The sequence below is a fragment of the Sphingobacterium paludis genome (assembly GCF_004364125.1).
Taxonomy (GTDB): domain Bacteria; phylum Bacteroidota; class Bacteroidia; order Sphingobacteriales; family Sphingobacteriaceae; genus Sphingobacterium; species Sphingobacterium paludis.
The window spans coordinates 276,650-299,990 of the sequence record NZ_SNZV01000005.1; the positions used below are offsets into that span (position 1 = coordinate 276,650).

Sequence of the window (23,341 nt, forward strand, 5' to 3'; positions counted from 1 at the left end):
GCACGAGTAGAATACAACTAAAAAGGTGATGAACAAGCTGCCACCACCTTTTGTATAGAGAGAATAAAAAAGCTGTTCACTAATTCATTGGCGGCGTAGGCATAGGTTGCCCTATCGTATCCGTACTATCACGTCTGATGGTGTCCATCGGTGGAACACCTTCCACACCTTCGCTCATTACCGTATCACCGGCATCAACATCATTATTGTTTGATGGACTTCCGCAAGCCAATAAGAAACTAAACATGCTTCCCATAGCCGCATATAACATTACCTTTTTCATATTTAAAATTTTTCGTTTATAAATTTCTCTGCAATCTCATAACTCACCTATCATTTTCACTACGGAATGAACGCTACCAGCATATATTGGTTCATTGCAACCTCGATTCAAGTAGAAACCGAGATAAAAAAGCAGTATTTATACCTTTTCCAATTTGTTACCGGGCCACATGCGAGCACGAGTATGGGCTCCTCGATAAGTAATAAGTGCCATTGGGTTTCAAAATTGGCAATTTTTAATTTGTTTCATAGCGCAACCTGCTTATCGAGAATTCATCAGATTGCTGTTTTTCAGCTTTGAAGATCGTCCATATGCCGTCGAATTTCTTCAGCAAAGGGTGGATTGTATGTAATTATTTTAACGCAAAACGGTATAAACCGATTTAAAAGACTACTTTTAACAAAAATAAAGGTGTATATGAGTGTGAGCAACATGCGTTGTGAAGATGAGCAGATCCAATTTTGCGGAAAGAATCAAACCATCGGTTTTTTACTGATTGCCAATACGGAGATGCGCATCATTGGAGCTAGTGAGAATTGTGCAGCGTGGTTAAACACACCATATAGTGACATACTGGGCAACGAGCTCATACATGTTGTTCAGCAGTTTTTTCCGCATGTGGAAAAAGATGTGCAAAGCGCCTTTAACGGGCTTTCAGAAGAAAGTTTAAAAAATCGTGCGGTGCAGGAAGTGATGCTGAACGACAGACCATTTTACCTGACGACCTATGGCTATGATAATCGTGTATATTTAGAGTTCGAACAAAAACATCCTACGCATATCCCCTCTTTTATTAGTCTGTATGCCTATTCGCAGCAGATTGAAAAGGCCACAGACATTTGGGAAGCCTTGTGTTCCTGTATAGCGGAGGTCATAGGGTTTGACCGCGTTATGACCTATCGATTCCATGCGGATAAGAGTGGGCAAGTTATTGCCGAAAAAGTTAGAGAAGATCTCGATAGTTATCTGGGATTGCACTATCCGGAATTTGACATTCCGCAACAGGCACGGGCACTTTACGTGAAGCACCTGACGAGGTTAACGTCTGATATATCGAGTCCCACCTATCCGATACATACGCTAAATAATGAGCAAATAGACCTATCATTTAGCACCATTCGGGCGCTTTCCCCGATACACCTTCAATACCTCGAGAATGCTGGCGCACAAGCTAGCATCAGCTTCTCCATCATTGTCCATGGCGAACTCTGGGGCTTAGTGACTTGCCAGCACGAGACCGCCAAATTTGTCGACTTATCCCAAAGACATCTAGCTGTTTTCTTGACGCAGTATGCGGTAAACAGATACTTGAGCTTACAGAAAGAAATTGACCTCAATTTCAACAAGCAGGTCAAGGAATTTGAATTGGCGCTCAAAGAAAAGCTGATTATAAAAAATGAAATACTTCCTGTGCTTTCATCCTTTGCCAAGCAACTTAGTGATTTCGTTCAGGCAGATGGTTTAGCCATTCGCCATAAAGAAGCGACACTGGTATTTGGTGACGCGCCAGATAGCGCTACCGTAGGTAAAATTCACGCTTTTATTAACAAAAATCATCGGAAGATGATCTACAGCAAAGAGAGTTTCGTGATTGACCACGGAGAAGAACTGGCTTTGGGCGATGTAAATTTTGCGGGCTTAGTAAAAATAGATATCGATTCATCAAAAGAATTTAGCTTAATCTGGTTTAGGCGCGAACAAGTGACCGAACGTGTTTGGGCTGGGAAACCGACCAAGGTGATGACGTATGACCAAGCGCTGCAAGCATTCGTACCTTCGCCACGTAACTCATTCGACGCATGGAAGCAATTGGTAAAGGGTGTTTCGCCGGCTTGGACCGAGATCGAAATTTACTTCATGAAGCGAATCCGACAACTTATCCGGGAAAGCTTGCTACGTAAATCAGAAGAGATCTATAGTTTGAATCAGGAATTGATCCTACTCAACAACGCCCTCGATACATACTCCTACACCGTCAGTCACGATCTTAAAAACCCGCTATCGGTTATCAAGCTATCTGTTCAAATGTTGCAAATGAAACGCGATATAACGCCAGAGCTGCTTGCCAAACTCACGGTCAATATTAAGGATGCGAGCGAACTGATGGAAAGCATGCTCAATAAAATTTATGAGTTCTCCAAGGTTAAAGAATTTCGGTACCAACCAAACGTGATTCACACCGATCAAATTATCCCGCAAATTGTTGATCACTGCAAAACCAGATATGGCACACAGCAGTGCGAAGTAACATTGGGAGATTTGCTACCCATCATGGGAGAAAAAACATTGATCTATCAGCTATTTCTCAATATCGTGAGCAACGCGATTAAATATTCCAGCAAACGAGATGATGCGCAAATTAGCATCCATAGTGTTCAGCAGGGGCAGAAGGTACGCTACAGTGTTCGTGATAATGGTATTGGCATAGCCGACGCAGAGCTAAATAATATTTATGACATTTTCAAAAGAATGTCTAATTCTGATGGGTTTGAAGGTTCCGGTGTTGGATTAGCAATCGTAAAACGTATTGTAGATCGACTCGGGGTAGAGATCATAGTGGAAAGTGAAATCGGCAAGGGAACCTGTTTCCATTTGGACTTTCCCAACTAGCATCCAGCGTTACTCAATAACATTTTATTGGTGTAGAACACCTTCAAACATGCTGTCCTGGCATCGTAGTAAATACCTATTTCCCCAATTTAATACTGCCTAAGGGGCACACGGAAAAACGAATATTCCCTCCAACTGTTATTCATATTCAATTATCGATGTTTCACTAAAGACTATACTATGAAAACACTAGATGCCGAATTGCTCCGTGAGCTTACCTCCCATTCAGCGGAAACGTCCTTAAGTATCTACTTGCCGCTTCATAAAAGCGTATCCGAAAGTAGCCTGGATTTTCTAGCCTTCAAGAACTTGATCAAAGATATTCGCAGTGGCGCCGATGTCACCCATCATCAAGCGCTCGAGGATTTGCTGGTACCTGTAGAAAACTTTTTGGAAAGTAAAGACTTTGTTCGTGGATCTGCTGGGGCACTGGCTATTTTCTCCGCCCCAAAGGTTTTTGAGATCGTGATGCTGCCGGAACAAACAGAAGCCACGTTTTATATCGATGAATGTTTTTACCTGCTTCCGCTGCTTGCGTTTGCTGGCGACAATAAACCCTTTCAGGTGCTAGCGCTCGGTAAAAACCATGTGCGCTTATTTGAGGGCGACCGCTATCGGTTTGACGAAATCAATTTGGATCAAAATATTCCATCCAACATGAAGGAAGCGTTGGGGTATGATCTTACCGATAACCACTTACACGCCGCTGCCGGCGGCTCGGCCGCCATACATGGCTATATGGAAATAACGGATGAAAAGGAAACCGATAATACACGTTTCTTTCGTATCATTGATCAAGAGATCAACGAGAAATACAGCAAACAGCGTAAGATGCCGTTAATATTAGCGGCCTTACCAGAAAATGAAAGCTTATTCCAATCCATCAGTAAAAATGAGTGCCTTGAAAAAGATTGCATCTCGTTGAACGCCGATAGTATTGATAAGCAAGTTTTGCATAGCCGAGCACTCGAGATCCTGGACACAAAGAAAACGGAGGGGCTAGACAAGCAGTTGGAAAGATTTGCGGGGGCCAAAAGTGAAAACCTGGCCACAGATGAAGTTGCGGAAATTGCTCGCCACGCCATGGACAGCCGCATCGAACGGCTTTTTATAACAAAAGGAAAAAAATTGCCCGGATCCATTTCAATAGCGGATCGCAAGATAAAACCTGACGCGGATAGCCATAGTGATATTATCAATAAAATTGCCCTGCTGACGTATAAAAATGGAGGCCAAATTCACACTTTGCAAACGAATACTGGAAAACTTCCTTCGGGAATAGGATCGATTAATAGATTTTAACTATAAATCCAGACGCATACGGCAAATTTCCCGCCGAGAACAAGCTAATCGTATAAAATTTCAAACATTTTTAGAATTAGCTTGTTCAATTTGTACCTATTGACAATAAGTAAGTTTTACCCTGACCCACTTACTTTAAGATTTTTTCATAAATATGCGTAACAAAAAGACAGTAATCATCTCGAATCGATTACCGGTACGAGTAGAAAGGCGTGATCATGAATTGCACTTTATTCCAAGCGAAGGCGGACTGGCCACTGGCTTAGGATCGATCTATCAACAAGAAGGTAACATCTGGGTAGGATGGCCTGGATTTGTGCCCGAAAATGAACAGGAGGAAGCCATCACGCGGGCGAAACTTGCTGAACTGAATCTCGTACCCGTGTTCTTAACGGAGGAAGAATTGCAGGGCTATTACGAAGGGTTTTCGAATGAAGTGTTGTGGCCTATATTTCATTATCGCTTGTCGTACGCGGTATACAATTCGGATAACTGGCGTACCTACCAAGAGGTAAACCGTAAATTTGCCGCTGTGGTCAATGAACAAAATCCAAGCGATAAGGACGAGGTATGGATTCACGATTATCAGTTGATGCTCCTTCCGCAGCTCGTGCGCGAACAGCATCCGGAGATCGCGATCGGTTATTTTCAACATATCCCCTTTCCTCCGGACGAGGTGTTTAGAAGCATTCCTTGGCGCGATGAATTGATAAAGGGTGTCCTCGGTGCTGATCTGGTTGCTTTCCATACCTATAATGACAGCCAGCATTTTCTAAATGCATGCACCCACCTATTAGGCTTGCCGATACAAAACAATTGCCTGCACGTCGATGGGCGGAGTGTTTATGCCGAAGTTTACCCCATGGGCATCGACTTCGAAAAGTTCAGCGAATTAGCAGAAAGCGCCCCCATTCAACATCGTGCGCAGGAGATCAGAAACTACTACAAGGATCGAAAATTTATTCTCAGCATCGACCGCTTAGACTACAGCAAGGGGATCATCGAGCGGCTGCAAGCCTTCGAAAGTCTTTTGCAAGAATATCCTGACCTTCGGGAAAAGGTTGTATTGTATATGTTAGTTGTACCATCGCGCGATACCGTGCCGCAGTATCGATTACTGCGGGATGAAATTGATCGCGCTGTGGGCCATATCAATTCCGTATACGGTATTAACGAATGGCAACCTATCGCCTATTACTACAATTCCTTTCCTGTGGAAGAGCTTTCCGCGCTCTACGTAGCGGCAGATGTCTGCTTAGTAACATCGATACGCGATGGAATGAATTTGGTATGCAAGGAATACGTGGCCAGTAAGGAGCATACGAACGGTGTATTGGTCTTAAGCGAGCTCGCTGGCGCATCTAAAGAATTATTGGAAGCGATTCAAGTGAACCCGAACTCGATTGATCAGATACGGGAAGCGCTTAGAGCCGCGATAGCCATGCCCGAGGAAGAGCAACGAGAACGTATGCAGGACAGTATTGAGATTGTTAAGAAATTCAATATCAGACATTGGGTAAAAATCTTTTTTAATCGACTGCACGAGATCAAAACGCTACAGAAGCAAGAGATGGCTAGAAGAGTACGTTCCGAGGTGAAAGAAAGCATTTCCGAACGGTATCGTTCTGCACAGCGCAGGCTGTTCTTCTTGGATTATGACGGTACGCTTATTGGATTTCATAAAGATGCGGATGCCGCCTCCCCAACCGAATCCCTATATAGAACCTTAGAAAGGTTGCAAAGCAACCCGGCAAACCAGATCGTCATTATCAGCGGCAGGCCGCATGAAACCCTAGACCGTTGGTTTGGCCACAAAGAATATTTTTTAGTGGCCGAGCACGGCGCCTGGAGCAACTACCCGCATCGCGAGTGGCACGGGAAAAGCCACATATCCACCCGATGGAAAATTCCGGTCAAACATATTATGAACAAATTTGCCAACCGGACCGCCGGTGCTATTGTAGAGGAAAAAACCTACTCCCTCGCCTGGCACTACAGAAAAACGCAAACCGGTCTCGGGCATTTACGATCGCAAGAACTCGTGGATAGCCTTCGCTACCTGATCCCACATCATGGCCTACAATTGTTATTGGGGGATAAGGTGATTGAAGTGAAAAGTAGCGAGCTCAACAAGGGAAAAGCAGCGAAAGAAGTGGTAGCGCACTACAAGCCCGATTTCATATTCGCTATCGGCGATGATGCCACGGATGAAGATATGTTTTTAGAGCTCCCCGAAGAAGCCATCACTGTAAAGGTCGGTAATAAAAAGTCTGCTGCACAATACTACGTAGAAAGTCAGGAAGAGGCTGTCAGCCTGATTGACTATTTTGCTACATCCAACCTTGATCAATTAAATGACGCCAAAACACATGCTCAGCATCCAAAAATTATAACATGAATAGAGAGAAAAAACATGTCTACAACACGGGTATTATAGGCAATTGTGCGTACATAGCCCATGTCGATAAATCTACAAACATCAGCTGGCTGTGCTGGCCATCGTTTCAGGACACCTTCGTGTTCGGCGGGTTGCTTGACAAAGGTCTCGGTGGCGAATTTTCCATACTGCCTAGTACCCCTGTCGTGAATACCACACAGCATTACGTAGAAAACACCAATATCCTTGCTACCGTAGTCGAATCCGAAGGTGGCACATACAAGGTCACAGATTTTGCGCCGCGCTTTGAGCAGTATGAGCGCTACTATAAACCGCTCATGCTTATCCGAAAGATAGAGCCGGTATCTGGCCATCCGAAGATCCGGGTGAAGTGTGAACCGGTGTTCAACTACGGACAGCAGGCATTCGAAAAATCACGCGGCAGCAATCATATCCAGTTTGAGCGCGGTGATGTTAAAATGCGGTTGGCTACTAACATGCCTATTAGCCATTTTTTTGATGACGACTTGCCTTATGTATTGAGCAAGCCGATCTACCTTATCCTGACCTATGGAAGTCCTTTTGAAGCGCCAATAGAACGCACCGCAGAGGACTTTTTAAAACGCACCAAGCAATATTGGCGTAAATGGGTTAAGAATGCCTCTATCCCATCTTTTTACCAAAAAGAGGTGATCCGTTCATCGCTGGTGCTTAAGCTCCATCAATACGAAGATACGGGCGCTATTATCGCTGCGAGCACAACGAGCTTACCCGAATTTCCAGGATCTGGACGAAACTGGGACTACCGCTATTGTTGGCTCCGCGATAGCTACTATGTCTTACAAGCGTTAAGCCATATCGGCCATTTCGAAGAGATGGAACGGTATGCGTCTTATATTGCCAATATTACGCAAACCGACAGAGGCCGTTTGCAACCGCTCTATGGTATAATGGGGCAACATAAACTGGACGAGTATACGCTGGATTATTTGGAAGGCTATATGGGCAATAGACCTATACGTGTAGGAAACCAAGCCTCCGAACACGTTCAGAATGACGTTTATGGACAGGCACTTATCGCATTGTTACCGCTTTTTACAGATCATAGATTTCGGCATCAAAACCTGGCTTTTACAAAAGATTGGACAAACTTTATCCTGGATAAAATTGAAGCAACAATTGATGAAAAAGATGCTGGTATTTGGGAATTCCGAAATTTTGAAAATCGCCATTGCTACTCCAATCTGTTTCAATGGGCGGGTGCGACGGCTGCTTTAAAAATTGCAAAGCAATACAATATATCCGATATGGCTGCCAAAGCAATACGCCTGCGGGAGAAAGCAGCAGCGCATATCGAAAGCTGTTATGATGCGCAAAAGGAAGTATACACCAACGCGGTGGAAAGCGGTAACCTGGATGCCTCTACCCTACAGCTTATCATGATGAACTATCTCGATCCGACCAGTCATCGCGCAAAAATGCATCTGGAACAATTGGAAAAAGAGCTTAAGGGAGAGCACGGATTGTTTTACCGTTACCTACATACGGATGATTTTGGCAAACCTAAGGCTACCTTCTTGGTGTGTGCTTTTTGGTATGTCGAGGCGCTGGCCTGTGTAGGACGCTTGGATGAAGCGCAGGAAGTCTTTAAACAGCTACTATCTTTCGGAAACCATTTAATGCTTTTTAGTGAAGATGTGAACGAATCTGATGGTAGCCAATGGGGTAACTTTCCGCAAGCCTATAGCCATGTCGGCTTAGTCAATGCCGCTTATCGAATCTCCATGAAATTGGATAGCCCCGCATTTTTTGATAGTCTTTACGAGCAATAGCGAATGCATGGATTGCATAAAAAAACGGGCCGAAAGCGGCCCGTTTTTTTATGTTATCCATGATTTACTTCCCGTAAAAAAACAGGAAATATATGAGGGCTAAGACAGCCACAGCTGCGACTATCGTCCATGCAATGGTTCTGCCTGCAGGCTTATCGTTAACCTCCTCTTGTGCTGGACGCGGAACCTCCTTGCGCGGCGTATCATCCCTCGGCTCTTCCGGATCGTAAATGTTTGTCTTGTCTTCCATATTGATTATAATTTAGTGAATGTACACGTGTCCCCATACCCACATCGGTTAAGAGATCCGTGTTACGTTTGTATACTTAAAACACCGGCTCGCTACCGATGTTCAATCCTTTCGAAGAAAACGTATAAATGCGTACTCCCCAACAAGTAGTAATACGATCGTTGGAATTAAAGTACAGACAGCCTTTATTTTTGATCCCTATCTCAGCACGGAAAACGAGTATTCAGCAAGCAAACGATCCGCCATATACAGCTGTTATTAGGTAATATAATGGCAAATTTCTATTTGCTTAAATAGATAGGTTATGGCAAAGAATACTAATCCGCGCATCAAAAATGAAGCGCAATATGCGGCACTTCGCGAACAAGGTGCCAGTAAAGAAAAAGCGGCGCGTATTGCAAATAGCAAAAACGCGAGCAAAAAAGGGGGGCATGCTTCAACGCTTGAAAAAAGAACGGTGAAAGAGCTTTTGGAAGAAGCTAAAAACATTGGCATTACGAATCGACACAGCATGAAAAAACAGGATCTTATACACGCCATTAGAAACCATTAGTCGATGTCGGAAAATAGAGAAGCAAATGAGCAGCTCATGCTCCAACAAATAGGATTACGTTACGTTTCCTGCAATGATAAAGGATATTGCCGGGTAGTAGAGGGTAAACAGGTTCGTTACCTGGATCAGAAGGGAAACGAAATTAGCAATGAGACGGTATTGAAACGTATTCAAACGCTGGTGCTGCCGCCAGCTTGGACTGACGTATGGATATGTGCCAATCCGAATGGTCACCTCCAAGCTACCGGCATCGATATACGCGGGCGTAAGCAATACAGGTACCACACAAAATGGACATCCATACGGAGCGAGAAGAAGTTCACGGATCTCCATGTATTTGGCGCTAAGCTGCCATTGTTAAAGAAAACGGTATTAAAAGATTTACGCAAACGAAGCTTATCCAGAGAGAAGGTTTGTGCGGTCGCAGTCTCGGTGATGCAAAAAACATCGTTCCGGGCCGGAAACAGCGTCTACCAAAAAGCTAATGGCTCCTACGGTTTAACGACGTTAAAAAACAAGCACGTCAAGCAGATATCGACGAATAAATTGTTTTTTAAATTCGTTGGAAAGAAAGGGGTTATACAACAGACCTATTTACAAGAGAAGACGCTTATCAAAATGCTGCTTAAGGTGAAGGATCTTCCCGGACAGCGTATTTTTCAATACATTGATGACGAGGGTGAAATTAGGGCATTGGAATCAGGCGATATCAATGGCTATCTAAAAGAAGTGATGGGCATCAACGCCAGCTGCAAAAGCTTTCGCACCTGGAATGCCTGCCTCATGGCCCTGAAGTTTCTTATCGCACAACCCATTCCGGAAACCGTTGCTGAGCGAAAAAAAAGTGTTTTGGCCGTCATTGACCAAGTAGCTGCTGCACTGGGAAACACGCGCGCGGTTACGCGATCACATTATATCCACCCTAGTATTTTAGAAGCTTATGAAAATTCGGAGCTTAACGCTTGGATAGGTCGTATGAAGAAAAAAGCCGATGATTTGGATGCGCGTGATCTTGAAAAAAAACTGCTGCAAATCTTGAAAACAAAATCCTAGATGGGTATAAAAAAAGTTCCGTCCTACTTCGCGTATGACGGAACTTTTTTATTTTGGAAATTCAGAACGCTTTCCTTTGCGTATGTGCTTACAAAATACTTAATGCCTCTGACACAGCTTGACCCGCATCGACGTCTAGTGCCCTAGCACTCTCCAAATGGCTTTTTAATGGCTGAATTTTTTCACTAGCCCATGTCTTCAATTCGGGGTCGTTGAGTCCATTTTGACCAGCACCCATTTCGAACAAGGCGATGGCATCTTCATGGCTTTTAATTACCACGTCTTTAAATGCTTTGTTCAGATCAGGACCAGACAACTCGCCCATTGATTTCAATATCGATGCATGGTTTTCATCCATCTTCTCTGGAAGAATCAATTTCTTGGCTACAGCAGCTTGTTCAATTTCTTCGAGAACGCGTTTGTGATCAGTTAACAAGGTTTGTGCAAACTGCTTCACTTCATCGTTCTTAGATCTTTCGATAGCCTGACTGGCCACAGCTACTTTAAATCGGTTTAAATTCACGGCCTTGTCGATAAATTGTTGATCCATGGTTTCGGTCGTTACCGTATCTTGCTGGCCGTATACCGTCGAGTTTGTCATGCACAATGTACCTAGTATACTGACACATAGAATCACATATTTCTTCATATTATATTCGTTTTTAAGGGTTTAACTATTCTGTTATCGTTATCATCTCTTGTATGTTTACTAGCGTATTTGCGCTAGGAAATATTTTCTAATAAGTAGCACGCTGCATTATCTATCCCTGCCGCCCTTCCTATTGCCAATCACCGCAGGACGACAACTATCTCTGCAATAGAATGCTTATGGAGCAATGTTGGTTGACAGGAAGTAGAAATAGGGTATTTAAACCTCGCTGGCAGGTATCTATTCTTATCCTCGATCTGACCTGGAAAGCGTTGCGCAAGTGCATGCTTTCTGGACCTGAACTGCGAACTGCATCGCAGGCACAGCTATCGTATCGAAATGGATGGCCCCGAACACCCGTAAACTAGGTAGTTAAAAACATGATTACCGTATTTATCATTACAACCAATCGTTGAAAGAACACGTTATACCAATAAAGATAGCGATGACAAATTATCATTTTACAACAGACATAAAGACGAACCCGCTTGCTCTACTTGGTGTTGAGGCTTTCGCATTGAATTTGTTAGCATCTGTTTCCGATGTTTCGACGGCTTACCAAGATGACCCAATTGCCCCCGGTCGCGAACAAGAGACACCCGACATTGACCCGGAGATGCCGGATGAACCGGAGATCGATGAAATAGAAGAAAACGAACCGGTGGAGCAACCCGATATTGATCCATTGGAACGTCCCGAACCTGATATTGATGAGATTGAGCATGATGATGTGGAACCTGAGATCAATAATTAGCTGAACATAAGCGCTACGCCCGTACGCGCGGAAAAGACGAATCTGTACCTCATTATGCTTAGTTGGTAGCAGGTGCTGAACCGAGGTCTTCCCGTTGCGTTTACATTTTTAAAACTATTTAGGCGCTCAACTGTCTTTAAGCAAAAGGACAAAAGATAATTATGTTTACTATTGCAATCCTGATTTCCGACGGTTTTGACGAGTGGGCTGTGAAGGGCTCGAAGCCTTTCTTTAAATCCCACAATTACAAAATACATCTTATTTCGCCTAAAGACGGCGAATTTGTTCGCTCCTGGACGTATAAAGATTGGGGGGCATCCTACGCTATTGACAAGCATATCGAACAAATAGATCCGAAACTATATGATGCCCTGCTGATGCCCGGAGGCGCTTTAAGCGTCGATAATTTGCGGACAAATCCGCATGTATTGGAATTTGTTAACCATTTCGTCAATGAGCAGAAGCCTATTGGCACCTTGTGCCATGGCATTTGGCCTTTAGTAGAGCTTGGCGTCGTAGCGAATCGAAAACTTACCTCCGTGACCACGATTCGAACGGATATCAAAAATGCTGGCGGTATCTGGATCGACGAATCATCAGTTCGCGATGGCATGCTGGTTAGCAGTAGAACAAGTGAAGATTTAGATGCGTTTCTAGCGTTGTTTAACACAACTTTGGAGAACACCCTAGCAGACGCTTCACCAAGCCAGGCAGATCGCTAATATATCGCCTCACCTTTGCGCTTTTGGTGTACATGCGATAGCTTTTGGAGCTTGGGAGCTCCAAAAAGTTGAACTTACCCTACACGCTGATAACAGAAAATAAAAAAATGTCTCCCGCAGCGAATTCGCACCAGGGAGACATGTTGTCGATGGATTGATTGGTATTTAAATATCTATTTCACCGTGTACACCATCGTGGTCCGGCTTTCCGGTAATCAACGATTTCAGTCCTTTGAAAGCCGCGACCGGTGCGCTATGCTTATTATCCCAGTAGTGTCCTTCCAAAACCTCGACACGGATCAATAAAATCTTAGGATCTTCAGGCCCCTCAAACCAGATCTCGAGGGAAGGATTCCAGAGTTCGTTAATTTTCTCTTGATCGTGAAGCTCATCAGCAATTCCATAAAGATTTAAAAATCCGGAACGTTGTCCACTCTGCATCATCAAATGCACAAATGGGTTCTCTTCAATCTCCTCTTCTTTTTTTGTATCTGTTGATGTCATAAACCACAGAAAGCCGCTATCGTCAACTTGTAAGATGGCCATTGGTCTTACCGATAGCGGAATACCCGTTTTAATATCGGTACAAAAGAAGCAGGTTTTGGCTTCGTCTGCAATCTCTCTAATTTTGGCCAAAGCATCTTTGCCTGTCAAATTTTCTTCTTTATTTTGCTCCATATTTATTCGTTGTTGTTATTTCTCGTTTAATTATTCCTGCTTGCTGTCTCCATCCTTGCTGGATGGAATAGTTTCGCTATCCTCCTCTGATGCAGAATCCTGCAGTAGTTCGGCTGCGGCAGCAGCGGCCAGACCACCTAACGTATACCACGCCACGGTAAGCACTTTTGTCAATACCGAGCGATTGACCGGCTCATCATTTAAGCCCATTTTTTTCGGCAATGCAATGGCGCCAATTCCAGCGGTGAGTCCCAAACCGATACCGCGAAGCCAAATGTTTTTTGATTTCCCTTTGCCAACGGCACTGTAGTAGAAAGCGTTGCCCACAAAATCATAAGCGAGCGTGCTGGCATACAGTTTATTTCCGGTAGGTGGTTCCACACCAATCGCTTTACTGATCTTGGTGACGCCTTCCTCTCCCACCTCGTTAACCCGGGGAGCATTTTTAATATTTTTGCGGGCCAGCTCATGGACGATGTTAAGGAGAAGTGCTCCAGCAGCGCCAGCAACGATGTTCGTAGATATTTTCATTCCTTTAATTTTTATCCAACAAATGCCGAGTTATAATCGGCTAAGAACCTACCTGTTCAACGTGCAGAACATTGTTTCGTTGCATGCTCGCTTAAAAAGACGTAATTATAGCAGTCTTTACCGTAGAAATGACTGGTTACGTTATCGTAGCCGCCTATACGAAATGGCCGAAATTTTTCTGTACCAACAAGGCAAGTTCTTCCGCGGGCAATGCTGGCTCCACGGTCCCTTCTGTGCTCCATACACGCTGCGTCATATCAAATTTTAGTAAGTATCCAACCTCTTGCCCGTTTTCCAGCACTTGAAAATGGTGCGTGGAAGGATCATAGGTTACATCAAACAGGATTTGTTTCCCATCGACCGTGTGTTCAAATTTTCTGTTAAAGTTCATCATAAGTAATTGTTATTGTATTTCGCTCAAGTCAAGCCATAGCGATTTCCGATTGGTCACCCAAGAAGGATAGACATAATTTAAGATCAGCTGCTCATCGTCCGAGTCGCCCACAAGGAAAGAAATATCCAAATCGGGGATAATTTTAGCGGTAAAAATGGCATCGTCTTCCTCCCAGTGTATATCGGATCGTAAAATGTTCACGCCCGAATCACGGAGTAATTGATAAGCCTCTTCGCCCGATACATGCTGCAAATACCTTTTCACTAGCGCGAAAGATTCCATTTCCACATCACACTTATCAGCAAAGGCAGCCTTCAAGTACCGCTGGTACAGTTCGGTGTTGTCTGCCCGCAAGGCCTCGTTTTTAATGATAATACGTTCAGGATGAAATGACCAATCAAACTCCCGCGGATTATCCCGAAACTGATAATGGAAGTCATACCTGTCCATGCGTAAGTCAATATCCATGTTTTTTCTATGAGGTGTTACTAATAAAGTTTATTCCAACAGAACGCCTTTTTTAAACGCGACATTTCACCGTCAATCAGCCCCGGCCACGCACGCAAATCAGCGCGAAGAACTTTCTCGCCAGCGAGAAAACCTTGCATCTGCGCGGTCATCAGCGCCGCTTTCCTAATCTCTTCCAACACGCGTTCCGGACACGTACTTGAATCTGCATCTGCAGCCCTCAAAACTACTTTCGTTTTCATCGTTACTCTATTACGTCACGTGCTTCGTTGCGCTCCGTTTCAATTTTATCTGCCCTACGATATGTCCTGATGAATTCCATGCTGTTTTCAAGCCTGCATGCCACCCCTCCATTCATTCTCAGCTATCTATTGAACCAAATAAATTGGAAGATAGTTTTGACGTCCGACATCTTTTTATTTTTTTATAAAACGTTTTGATAGACCGAGTTGTTCACTCTATGATTCATAAATAAGGTAAAGATTAGTTTTAAATCCTGGGCCACCCAAGCCTGGGATTTTTTTATTAAATAACAGCAAACAGTTATTTGTTAAATGTGTTTACTATCTTAGTGTGATCAACTACCGCATGAATTCCAACATAAAACAAATACTGGGTATTATTGCTAATTCCCCGCAGGGTATTGCTATCTATAGCGATGCTAACTTGAAGATACGTTTTGTCAATCAAGCGATGCTGGCGTTGTGGGGCAAATCCGAGGATATTGTAGGTCAGAATTTTGGGGATGTATTTCCATCATTCACCGAGCAGGGGTTCACTGACCTCCTGCTCAATGTATGGCATTCGGGCGTCACGTACCGCGCAAACGACTATCCTGCAGAATTAACCATAGCAGGTATGAAGGAAACGAGGTATTTCGATTTTGAGTACCAGGCCATACTTGATAACGAGGGAAAAACCTCTGCCATTCTTCACACATCGACAGATGTAACCGCCCGTAAAAAAGCGTTGCAGCTTGTGGAAGAGAAAGATTCGCTAATCATGTTCAACAAAGAGCTTGAGTTTCTGACAAGCAATCTGTCTCATGATTTAAAAAACCCCTTGGGTGTTATAAAGATGGGCGTGCAATTTATGCGGTCAAAAGCAGATATGCCGACTGCCGACGTCCACAAGTGGTGTGATACTATTTTGGCCTCGATACAAAGTATGGAAGGCATATTAAACCAGACCTTGCGGGTGAACCAGGCGCGACACTATGAAGTTGGAGATAGTAAAGTCGCTATGCCGGAGCTTATCACCTCCATTTGCAAGGAAGTACAAGACGTATTGGAAAGTCCGCTTACCACATTTCAAATTGGCGACCTCCTCCCTTTATATGGCGATCGCAGTTTGATACAGCAGCTGTTTTATAGCATCATTGGAAATGCCGTGCGCTATTCTTCAGGTAGACAAACGCCACGCGTAATTGTATCCAGTGAAAAAAAGAATGATCATATTCATTATACCATAAAAGACAATGGTATTGGCATACCGCAGAATGAACTTGACCAGCTATTCACTTTATTTTACCGCGCATCTAATGCGGTAGAATTCTCCGGTACAGGTGTAGGATTAAGTCTTGCCAGCAAAATATTAGCTAGGCTGGGTGGGCAAATAAAAATAAGCAGCGAGCTGAACCACTATACCGCCGTAACGCTTATATTTCCCGTCGCTGCGAATTGATACTATTAAAAGCCACATAGAGCATCGCGGAAGACATATGTCCCGGTGTACACCGCATCGACAGCGTATACGGATATTTGCAATCTTCATACAAACAAAGGTTTCCATTTTTTTCAAACGATCCGTAGACGTTATTGTTCTTATGCTGATGGTCGATTAATGATCATCATGGTGAGTGTAGTAAGTTTAGTAATCCCGAGCATTTCCGCTCGGGATTTTTTGTTGTCCATGTACACCTGTGGCTCATGTATACCGGAAAAAGTACAGAACACAGTGATTGTGTAAATTTTGCGCTACAATTGATAAGCAATAACTTTTTTGTTACCTATTTTTTTCTACTTTTATCTTATGGAAAGAAAGCAGTCGGCAAGAGCCCTAAGAACCAAGCAAAAACTACTGGATGCGGTAGGTCATATATTAGAAACAGAAGGCTTTACAGAGCTTAAGGTTACTAAAATTGAATCGACATCAGGCGTAGATAAAAAACTTATTTACTTCCACTTTGGTGATTTCGATAACTTAATTAAAGAATACCTCCGTTCGAAGGACTTTTGGCTAAACCACAGTGCCGCGCCTGAAAAATTTGGTAAAGAGGATGTGAAAGGCATTTTACACGATCAGTTTAATCAAATTTACGAGAGCGATTTATTAAAGCAAATGATCATATGGGAGTTAGCTGGAAATAACGAAGTCCTGAAAGGTATAGTCACGGAGCGCGAAGCGCTCGGTAATCAATTAATTGAAGCTGTTAATTCTGCCAATAATTTTAAAGAGGATGCAACCCCACTTTTCGCGCTGCTGGTGGCGGGCATCTACTATTTAAATACACATGCTCGTGCGGTGGGTACAACCTTTTGTGGGTTAAACATCAAGGAAGAAGAAGATCGTAAACGCGTCATCGATTGTATCAGTAGACTTGTCGATAAATTGGAATAAAAAAAGTCGTACGACTGCTATTTCTTGCAAAGGCCGTAAGAGGGTGCCTAGACGTTCTGTGCTACGTGTCTTTTTACGGCCTATTTTTTAAAACTTCTCCGCGTGTCTCACTTTCGGGGGTAGTGTCCGCACATTTTCGTCGTCAACGATGGAACTTCCCTTGTTGTCCCATACGCTGCGCTTGCACTGCAGCGGTAGCAATGCAAAACAAAGGGTAGCTATTTTTATGCGGAGCCATGGCCATACTACTTAAGTCCATATTCTTCAATTTTTCGGTAAAGGGTGGAAAGACCTATCTGCAACAAACGCGCAGCCTCTGTTTTGTTACCTCCGGTTAGTTCACAAACTTTCCGGATATGAGCACGTTCAATAGCGGCAAGCGCGAAGGTGTTTGATCCCTGTGCAGTTTGCTCCGATAATGGGATCATTTCATGAGGCAGGTCTTCTACCTGCAGGATGTTATCGGTAGCCGTGATGACACTTCGTTCGATAACATTCTTCAACTCGCGCACATTCCCCTTCCAGGCATAACGTTGCAAATGCTCCATATATGATTGGCTCAGTACGATATGCTTTCTTCCAATTTTTAAGGCAAAGCTTTCAGCGAATACCCGGGCCAATTCAGGAATATCTCCTATGCGTTCGCGCAGGGCGGGTAGTTTCAATTCAAAGGTCGAAAGCCTGTAGTAAAGATCCGCACGGAAATTTCCCGAATCAATTTCTGTTTCCAAAATCCGGTTTGTCGCGGCGATTATCCGGATATCGACTTTGCTCGCCTTGGTGTCCCCTATTTTCACATACTCTCCAGACTCTAACACCCGAAGAAGTTTTGCTTGTAGAACAACAGGCATTTCACCAATCTCGTCTAAAAATAATGTCCCTTTGTCTGCCTCTTCGATAAGCCCCTTTTTGTCGGATAAGGCTCCTGTAAATGCCCCTGCGCGATATCCGAAAAGCTCGCTCTCCAACAAATCTCGGCTAAAGGCTGCGCAATTAATCGCCACAAAATTTCTGCTTTGCCTTTGGCTGGCAAAATGAATGGCATTGGCAAAGACCTCTTTGCCCGTGCCCGTCTCCCCCAGCAGCAAAACGGATGTCTCCAACGGTGCCACTTTTTGCGATAGTTCGATAGCCTTTTTTAAGGGCGGCGAATTTCCCAAAATACGCTCAAACGCATATTTTTTCAATGTTTTGGCTTCCAGCTGCGCAACACGCTTCGCCAAGGTAACTTTTTCTGCGGCCCGGTGCAGTAGTGGAATGATCCGGCGATTATCATCGCCTTTCGTCAGGTAATCAAAAGCGCCGAGCTTCATCGCAGAAACGCCATCGGGAATGTTTCCGAACGCCGTGAACAAGATCACCTCCGCGTGGGGTTGCACCGCTTTGATTTGCGCAATAAAGTCTATGCCGCTACCGTCAGGAAGCTTGACATCGCATAAGACAACGTCGACGTCCTGCTGCTTTAAAACAGCGCGTGCAGCTTTTAGACTAGCTGCTTCGAGCACCTGAAAGCCTTCTCCCTCAACCCCTATTATCCTACTGACCAACTGACGTAGCTTTTGCTCATCATCGATTATTAAAACTTTGCTCATTACGCTTCATTTAGGTAAAAGAAAAAACAACTTCCCGAGCCTAATTCACTTTCTACGGCAATTTTACCGCCTTGGGCCTCTATAAATTCCTTGCTGATACTCAGCCCTAAACCCGTTCCTCCACTGCGTGTACCCGGAACGCGAAAATATCGCTCAAATATACGTTCCCTATACTTAGCTTCAATGCCCTGACCGTAATCTCGTACAGCAAAGCGAACCCGCCCGCCACGCTTTTCGACAGCGATATCAATAGATGCGTGCTCATGGGAATAACGCACCGCGTTGGATATAAAATTCGTCAATACCCAAGCCGTTTTTTCATTGTCCGCAAACACGGTCGTCCCATCCTCAGCAATACTGACCCGCAACGTGAGCTGCTTTTGATCCGCGGCAACTTGATTAGCTTTTACCGCATATGCGACTATCGGTTTAACCTCGCTTTCGTGCATATTGAGCGGGATAGCGCCACTCTCCAGTTGGGCGATGTTAAGCAATTCACCTGTGATACGGAGCAACCTATCCGAATCTTCCTTGATGCCTCGGATCAAATCCTGTTGTTCATCATTGAGTTGCCCGACACGATCGTTCTGTAGCAATTGTATCCCCATTTGAATGGCAGCAATTGGCGTTTTAAATTCATGGGAAACAGTTCCGATGAAGTTCGTTCGCGCCAGATCCATTTCTTTAAAAGGTGTGATGTTTCGAAGCATAATCACCTGTCCGATAAACTTGCGTTCGCTTTCGCCAGTGGGTACCATATGCATGTCAACCACTTCTTTTTCAAAATAGCTCTCCCTATCGTCAGCGAATATCTTAAGATGGGAAGAAAAAGGTTCACCAACCGTAGGCGAAGGAATATCTTTGAAAAGATCCCGCAGCAAATCATGATGTAACGCGAGGTCGGCCGCCTGCTTGCCGAGTAGTTCTGTAGCGGAAAGTCCAAGGATTTTTGTGGCTTCTTCGTTTACAAAAATAATTCTTCTGTTTTCGTCGGCACCAATTACAGGGTCGCACATGTGCTCCAACAACGCCTCCATTCGTTTCTTGCTTTGCAGAATGTGGTCTAAGCGGCTTTCCGCATATTCTTCTAATTTCTCGGCCATCGTGTTGAACGAACGGGCTACTTCCGCAAATTCGCTATTCCCTGGAAAATGTATCCGTTCGCTGTAGTTTTGGCCTGCAATCTGCCGGATACTACTACTGAGCTTCTTAATCGGATCCGCGATGTTCGATGGCAGATTGACCAACAGCGTAAACGCGACTACAAAGCACAGCGTTCCGGCGATCGCTAGGGTAATGATTGCGTCATCTGCCGTTTGCTCAGCAACGCTGCTTTTTCTGGAAATCGCTTCCATGTTGAGCTGCATGAGCTGTGCAATATCCTTTCGCAGGGATGATTTTAACCCTTGATCAGCGGGTCGTTCTCTCCATGCGTCGAAATGTGCAGCAATATCTGCGGTTTTTTCCTTTTCGCCAGCCTCCGTGATATTTTGCTTCTGCTTGGCCAGGTTTTCTTCAAAACGCATTACAGCCCGATCATCCTCCCCATGCTGTTCCAGCGATAGCAACATGTCGCGGGCGTACAATAGACTGTTGTAGTTGGTTTCCAGAATACGCCCGCTATCCTGCTTCAGTTGGGTAATATACCAACCGCTTAATGCGGCCAATAAAAATACCATACAGAATAGGGTTCCTATGCCTAAGGTAAGTTTTGTTTTTATTTTCATAGCTTTCTGTAATGTGGATAGCCTACGATAGAATCACAAGATCGATATTTTCTTGCGCCAGCTTATGCAGCAAGACCTTAAATGTATCGCCGGCCAACATGATTTTCACGATAGAAATGCGCGGCTTGCCGATGCACACCGTGCTAATCTTTCGAAGTTCACACTGTGCAATAATTTCCCGTGTCACGTTCTTTCCTTCTATTTTAATAATTTCAGCACCAAGTTCCGTAGCCAATTTGAAGTTGTTGATCAAATGTCGCTGTTTATCCAATGCAATCCGATTGATACGTTCATTGGGCAATTGTACGTAAAGCACGAACCAATGGCTGTTATAATATCCCGCCAGCCGAGCCGTTTTCCTGATAACCGTTTTGGCTGTCTTCGGATTGGCGCTTATACAGGCCATAAAACGTTCTCTTTTAACACCGCGCTGCTGGGCAATCTCGGTTTCTACTTTGCGTTGTACCTGCGATGCCACCTCTTTCAAGGCCAACTCGCGCAGCTGCAAGATATGGTCATTTTTGAAAAAGTTAGCAAGTGCAGCAGGGATCTTCGCTTCATCGTAAATCTTACCCTCCATTAATCGGCCGATTAATTCTTCGGCCGTGAGATCGATATGTACAACATCGTCAGCTTGATCGACCACGCTATCGGGCACACGTTCGCTGACGTCGACACCTGTTATCTGCTGAATTTCATCGTGAAGGCTTTCCAGATGCTGGATATTGACGGCGCTGATGACGTTAATTCCAGCATCCAATAGTTCGCGTACATCTTGCCACCGCTTTTCATTCTTACTTCCGTAAATATTACTGTGGGCAAGCTCATCCACAAGCACGACCTCCGGACGAATCTGTAAAACCGCATCGACATCCAACTCTTCCAATTCCTTCCCTTTGTAAAAAAGCTTGCGTCGCGCAATTTCCGGCAGTCCATGCAAGAGCGCATATGTTTCGGGGCGTCCGTGTGTTTCTATATAGCCAATCTTGACGTCAATACCGTTTTTCAACAGCAGATGCGCTTCCTGCAGCATACGGTAAGTCTTTCCCACACCTGCGCTCATGCCAATGTATAGCTTAAACTTGCCCCGCCTAGAGCGGGTAACCAGTTTCATAAAATGTTCGGCACTTTTTCGTTCTTCCATGTTGCTGTATTCAAAATTAATACAAAATTCCATGCGGCAATACGATGCCACACGGAAAGATCTAGCCAATGTTTAGCATCAAAAACTGATGGCGATGGCTGTTGCTATGCTGGGACTACGCGTGCTGAGCTTTCCAGATTTATTTGGAAAGCTGGGTTCACGTCCGTGCAAGCTTCTGTATTCGGTACGCCAGATCAGGTTTGAAAAGATCGCATAATCCGCATTTAACGAATAGCCGAAGGTGTTAAAGCCTCCCGGCACATCAGCTGCCGAAATGATCACCCCCTGCCTATCCCGATAATATTCTCCTCGGGCAGTGAGGCCAAAACGTGCCGAAACGGCGTACTTCGCAAGCATCACCGGTGTATACCAGATATGGTAATCGCGGCTGCCTTTCATCTTCTGTTCGATACCGATATCGAAACCCGCAGTGATGCCAAGCGTGCTACTGATCTGATACACAGCATACAAATTATGGAAGTATCGCATCTGCCGCACACTATCTGCTTTGTCATTCCCGATAAAGGAGCCACTGTTGATCGTTAACCTATCATGGGGTTTATAGACGATCTGATGACCAAAAGCGGGCGTTGTGTTGCCATCTACACGCTGTATGCGCTGCCAGCCGTTAAGTAGCAAAGCACGGAGAAACCACTTACCGCTCGGCGAAGTATAGGATACTATCGCACCGGCTTCGTAATAGGGGGAGTTATCGGCGGCTAAGCTTCGCGTAAGCGTCCAATTGTCTTTGCCGATCGCGCTTTCAAAGCCCAGGTGTGACGAGAAGATACCCGCATCAATCCAGAGGTTGTGCTGCTTTGTAATCTTAAAGCCGATGTTCGCCTCATATACATTTTTAAGCACAGCGGCTTCTGCGGCGTAATTAGTATGCATATAGCTCCCTGTTGCCAGTGCTACATTCGCCCGTACATTATCCGTATTATACGCAGCTTTAATAAGGGCGAGGTTGATACTGACCTCCCTATCTCGGTTGTGGCTGTACACAAAATTTGGACGGCTGTTGTTCAATGGCTTATTGAAATCGTAGACGTAGTACGCTTCTGCGTAGCCGCTGATGGTCAGCGGATTCGTTGCTCGTTCCTGCGCCATCAACGGACCGACTAGCATCATCAGTATGCTACCGGCAAATAAAATTTTGCACATAAATAAGGCTATGATAAATAAGAGATTCAGCTCTGGCCTAACGTGCCGATACGCTGTCTAACGCTAGGTTTAGTTCCAGTACATTAATTTTTTTCGGTCCGAACATGTTCCATAGCGGATGTGTCGTGTGCGTATTAATGAGTGCGATCAGTTTATCTTCCGGGATTCCGCGTATACGTGCAATCCTCTCAACCTGAACCTTCGCCGCCCGCACGGAAAAATCAGGGTCCAGACCGCTGCCACTTGCTGTCACCAGATCCATTGGAATTTGTGCGATGCTGATACCTGGATGCTTTGCCAGCAACATATCTATCCGTGTATGTACGTCGGCAAGGTATGCTTCGTTGGAAGGCCCCTTGTTACTTCCGGCAGATCCTGCGGCATTGTAGTCAACGGCCGACGGCCGCGACCAAAAGTATCTATCCTGCGTGAAGGATTGCCCAATATGGCGGTAAAACGTATGCCCTGCATGGTGCAGCGTTTGTCCGTCGCCCTTTCCTGGAGCGAGCTTGGCAACAGCCCAAACCATGGCAGGATAGATAACAGTCAGCAGCAGAAACAGCGATAGGGTTAACATGATCGCGTGTAAGAAATGAGTTTTCATTATTTTTATGTTTTTAAAGAAGTGACAGGCTTTGC

Annotated in this window: 23 protein-coding genes; 10 read left to right on the forward strand and 13 right to left on the reverse strand. The window is 44.6% G+C overall.

Translation table 11 applies throughout. The annotated features are described in order from the left end of the window. Positions 1-79 precede the first annotated feature (79 nt). Positions 80-283 carry a hypothetical protein gene (locus tag B0I21_RS11525; protein WP_133640617.1) on the reverse strand — a complete coding sequence of 68 codons (204 nt, stop codon included), beginning with the start codon at positions 281-283 and terminating at the stop codon, positions 80-82. A 417-nt stretch (positions 284-700) separates the two neighbouring features. Between B0I21_RS11525 and B0I21_RS11530 the strand changes: the two genes are divergently transcribed. The 4 genes from B0I21_RS11530 (at position 701) to B0I21_RS11545 (ending at position 8,404) form a co-directional block, all read left to right on the forward strand. After that, positions 701-2,893 (forward strand): ATP-binding protein, encoded by a 2,193-nt coding sequence (locus B0I21_RS11530; RefSeq protein ID WP_133640618.1) that lies wholly within the window; start codon positions 701-703, stop codon positions 2,891-2,893. Positions 2,894-3,073: 180 nt separating this feature from the next. Further along, on the forward strand, positions 3,074-4,195 hold the full coding sequence (locus B0I21_RS11535; protein ID WP_133640619.1) for a baeRF3 domain-containing protein: 1,122 nt from the start codon (positions 3,074-3,076) through the stop codon (positions 4,193-4,195). A gap of 154 nt (positions 4,196-4,349) precedes the next feature. Continuing rightward, the gene (locus B0I21_RS11540) at positions 4,350-6,593 is read left to right on the forward strand and encodes a bifunctional alpha,alpha-trehalose-phosphate synthase (UDP-forming)/trehalose-phosphatase (RefSeq protein ID WP_133640620.1); all 2,244 of its coding nucleotides are present in this window, start codon (positions 4,350-4,352) and stop codon (positions 6,591-6,593) included. Then, on the forward strand, positions 6,590-8,404 hold the full coding sequence (locus B0I21_RS11545; RefSeq protein ID WP_133640621.1) for a glycoside hydrolase family 15 protein: 1,815 nt from the start codon (positions 6,590-6,592) through the stop codon (positions 8,402-8,404). The genes B0I21_RS11540 and B0I21_RS11545 overlap by 4 nt, the downstream gene beginning before the upstream one ends. Before the next feature lie 64 nt (positions 8,405-8,468). On the opposite strand, the gene B0I21_RS11550 is transcribed toward B0I21_RS11545, so the two are convergent. Further along, positions 8,469-8,654, reverse strand: a complete 186-nt coding sequence (locus B0I21_RS11550; RefSeq protein WP_133640622.1) for a hypothetical protein — start codon at positions 8,652-8,654, stop codon at positions 8,469-8,471. A 304-nt stretch (positions 8,655-8,958) separates the two neighbouring features. On the opposite strand from B0I21_RS11550, the gene B0I21_RS11555 reads away from it, so the two are divergent. Continuing rightward, positions 8,959-9,207, forward strand: a complete 249-nt coding sequence (locus B0I21_RS11555) for a DUF7218 family protein (protein WP_133640623.1) — start codon at positions 8,959-8,961, stop codon at positions 9,205-9,207. 3 nt (positions 9,208-9,210) lie between these two features. Next, complete coding sequence (locus tag B0I21_RS11560; protein WP_133640624.1) at positions 9,211-10,260, forward strand: DNA topoisomerase IB; 1,050 nt, start codon at positions 9,211-9,213, stop codon at positions 10,258-10,260. 88 nt (positions 10,261-10,348) lie between these two features. Here the strand turns inward: B0I21_RS11560 and B0I21_RS11565 are convergent, their stop codons facing one another. Then, positions 10,349-10,861, reverse strand: coding sequence for a DUF4142 domain-containing protein (locus B0I21_RS11565; RefSeq protein WP_166637839.1), 513 nt, complete (start codon positions 10,859-10,861; stop codon positions 10,349-10,351). 565 nt (positions 10,862-11,426) lie between these two features. Here B0I21_RS11565 and B0I21_RS11570 point away from each other — a divergent pair. Both B0I21_RS11570 and B0I21_RS11575 read left to right on the forward strand, forming a co-directional pair. After that, on the forward strand, positions 11,427-11,663 hold the full coding sequence (locus B0I21_RS11570; protein WP_133640626.1) for a hypothetical protein: 237 nt from the start codon (positions 11,427-11,429) through the stop codon (positions 11,661-11,663). Between the two features lie 161 nt (positions 11,664-11,824). Then, entirely contained in the window at positions 11,825-12,385 is a 561-nt protein-coding gene (locus tag B0I21_RS11575) for a DJ-1/PfpI family protein (protein ID WP_133640627.1), read from the forward strand. A gap of 165 nt (positions 12,386-12,550) precedes the next feature. Here B0I21_RS11575 and B0I21_RS11580 read toward each other — a convergent pair whose 3' ends face one another. The 5 genes from B0I21_RS11580 to B0I21_RS11600 form a co-directional block, all read right to left on the reverse strand. After that, complete coding sequence (locus tag B0I21_RS11580; protein WP_243836065.1) at positions 12,551-13,063, reverse strand: pyridoxamine 5'-phosphate oxidase family protein; 513 nt, start codon at positions 13,061-13,063, stop codon at positions 12,551-12,553. Between the two features lie 30 nt (positions 13,064-13,093). Continuing rightward, entirely contained in the window at positions 13,094-13,594 is a 501-nt protein-coding gene (locus B0I21_RS11585; RefSeq protein WP_208292325.1) for a hypothetical protein, read from the reverse strand. 154 nt (positions 13,595-13,748) lie between these two features. Then, the gene (locus B0I21_RS11590) at positions 13,749-13,988 is read right to left on the reverse strand and encodes a hypothetical protein (protein ID WP_133640629.1); all 240 of its coding nucleotides are present in this window, start codon (positions 13,986-13,988) and stop codon (positions 13,749-13,751) included. A 9-nt stretch (positions 13,989-13,997) separates the two neighbouring features. Then, a complete protein-coding gene (locus tag B0I21_RS11595; protein WP_133640630.1) occupies positions 13,998-14,456 on the reverse strand; it encodes a hypothetical protein in 459 nt (152 codons plus the stop codon). 20 nt (positions 14,457-14,476) lie between these two features. Continuing rightward, entirely contained in the window at positions 14,477-14,698 is a 222-nt protein-coding gene (locus B0I21_RS11600; protein WP_133640631.1) for a hypothetical protein, read from the reverse strand. 346 nt (positions 14,699-15,044) lie between these two features. Here B0I21_RS11600 and B0I21_RS11605 point away from each other — a divergent pair, with 346 nt between their 5' ends. Both B0I21_RS11605 and B0I21_RS11610 read left to right on the forward strand, forming a co-directional pair. Next, positions 15,045-16,139, forward strand: coding sequence for a PAS domain-containing sensor histidine kinase (locus B0I21_RS11605; protein ID WP_133640632.1), 1,095 nt, complete (start codon positions 15,045-15,047; stop codon positions 16,137-16,139). Positions 16,140-16,487: 348 nt separating this feature from the next. After that, positions 16,488-17,075, forward strand: a complete 588-nt coding sequence (locus B0I21_RS11610) for a TetR/AcrR family transcriptional regulator (RefSeq protein ID WP_133640633.1) — start codon at positions 16,488-16,490, stop codon at positions 17,073-17,075. Between the two features lie 245 nt (positions 17,076-17,320). Here B0I21_RS11610 and B0I21_RS11615 read toward each other — a convergent pair whose 3' ends face one another. The 5 genes from B0I21_RS11615 to B0I21_RS11635 all read right to left on the reverse strand — a co-directional run bounded on the left by B0I21_RS11615 (position 17,321) and on the right by B0I21_RS11635 (position 23,306). After that, positions 17,321-18,667, reverse strand: coding sequence for a sigma-54-dependent transcriptional regulator (locus tag B0I21_RS11615; RefSeq protein WP_133640634.1), 1,347 nt, complete (start codon positions 18,665-18,667; stop codon positions 17,321-17,323). Then, positions 18,667-20,394 carry a HAMP domain-containing sensor histidine kinase gene (locus B0I21_RS11620; protein WP_133640635.1) on the reverse strand — a complete coding sequence of 576 codons (1,728 nt, stop codon included), beginning with the start codon at positions 20,392-20,394 and terminating at the stop codon, positions 18,667-18,669. Before B0I21_RS11620 ends, B0I21_RS11615 begins: the two co-directional genes overlap by 1 nt. 22 nt (positions 20,395-20,416) lie before the next feature. After that, on the reverse strand, positions 20,417-21,538 hold the full coding sequence (locus B0I21_RS11625) for a sensor protein KdpD (RefSeq protein WP_133640636.1): 1,122 nt from the start codon (positions 21,536-21,538) through the stop codon (positions 20,417-20,419). Between the two features lie 78 nt (positions 21,539-21,616). Beyond that, the gene (locus B0I21_RS11630; protein WP_133640637.1) at positions 21,617-22,702 is read right to left on the reverse strand and encodes a porin; all 1,086 of its coding nucleotides are present in this window, start codon (positions 22,700-22,702) and stop codon (positions 21,617-21,619) included. A gap of 37 nt (positions 22,703-22,739) precedes the next feature. After that, a complete protein-coding gene (locus B0I21_RS11635; protein WP_133640638.1) occupies positions 22,740-23,306 on the reverse strand; it encodes a potassium-transporting ATPase subunit C in 567 nt (188 codons plus the stop codon). Positions 23,307-23,341 lie beyond the last annotated feature (35 nt).

Coding starts and splice junctions, on each gene's coding strand:
- B0I21_RS11525 (WP_133640617.1), bottom strand. CDS start 283: ATGAAAAAGGTAATGTTATATGCGGCTATGGGAAGCATGTTTAGTTTC.
- B0I21_RS11530 (WP_133640618.1), top strand. CDS start 701: ATGAGTGTGAGCAACATGCGTTGTGAAGATGAGCAGATCCAATTTTGC.
- B0I21_RS11535 (WP_133640619.1), top strand. CDS start 3,074: ATGAAAACACTAGATGCCGAATTGCTCCGTGAGCTTACCTCCCATTCA.
- B0I21_RS11540 (WP_133640620.1), top strand. CDS start 4,350: ATGCGTAACAAAAAGACAGTAATCATCTCGAATCGATTACCGGTACGA.
- B0I21_RS11545 (WP_133640621.1), top strand. CDS start 6,590: ATGAATAGAGAGAAAAAACATGTCTACAACACGGGTATTATAGGCAAT.
- B0I21_RS11550 (WP_133640622.1), bottom strand. CDS start 8,654: ATGGAAGACAAGACAAACATTTACGATCCGGAAGAGCCGAGGGATGAT.
- B0I21_RS11555 (WP_133640623.1), top strand. CDS start 8,959: ATGGCAAAGAATACTAATCCGCGCATCAAAAATGAAGCGCAATATGCG.
- B0I21_RS11560 (WP_133640624.1), top strand. CDS start 9,211: ATGTCGGAAAATAGAGAAGCAAATGAGCAGCTCATGCTCCAACAAATA.
- B0I21_RS11565 (WP_166637839.1), bottom strand. CDS start 10,861: ATGACAAACTCGACGGTATACGGCCAGCAAGATACGGTAACGACCGAA.
- B0I21_RS11575 (WP_133640627.1), top strand. CDS start 11,825: ATGTTTACTATTGCAATCCTGATTTCCGACGGTTTTGACGAGTGGGCT.
- B0I21_RS11580 (WP_243836065.1), bottom strand. CDS start 13,063: ATGGAGCAAAATAAAGAAGAAAATTTGACAGGCAAAGATGCTTTGGCC.
- B0I21_RS11585 (WP_208292325.1), bottom strand. CDS start 13,594: ATGAAAATATCTACGAACATCGTTGCTGGCGCTGCTGGAGCACTTCTC.
- B0I21_RS11590 (WP_133640629.1), bottom strand. CDS start 13,988: ATGATGAACTTTAACAGAAAATTTGAACACACGGTCGATGGGAAACAA.
- B0I21_RS11595 (WP_133640630.1), bottom strand. CDS start 14,456: ATGGATATTGACTTACGCATGGACAGGTATGACTTCCATTATCAGTTT.
- B0I21_RS11600 (WP_133640631.1), bottom strand. CDS start 14,698: ATGAAAACGAAAGTAGTTTTGAGGGCTGCAGATGCAGATTCAAGTACG.
- B0I21_RS11605 (WP_133640632.1), top strand. CDS start 15,045: ATGAATTCCAACATAAAACAAATACTGGGTATTATTGCTAATTCCCCG.
- B0I21_RS11610 (WP_133640633.1), top strand. CDS start 16,488: ATGGAAAGAAAGCAGTCGGCAAGAGCCCTAAGAACCAAGCAAAAACTA.
- B0I21_RS11615 (WP_133640634.1), bottom strand. CDS start 18,667: ATGAGCAAAGTTTTAATAATCGATGATGAGCAAAAGCTACGTCAGTTG.
- B0I21_RS11620 (WP_133640635.1), bottom strand. CDS start 20,394: ATGAAAATAAAAACAAAACTTACCTTAGGCATAGGAACCCTATTCTGT.
- B0I21_RS11625 (WP_133640636.1), bottom strand. CDS start 21,538: ATGGAAGAACGAAAAAGTGCCGAACATTTTATGAAACTGGTTACCCGC.
- B0I21_RS11630 (WP_133640637.1), bottom strand. CDS start 22,702: ATGTGCAAAATTTTATTTGCCGGTAGCATACTGATGATGCTAGTCGGT.
- B0I21_RS11635 (WP_133640638.1), bottom strand. CDS start 23,306: ATGAAAACTCATTTCTTACACGCGATCATGTTAACCCTATCGCTGTTT.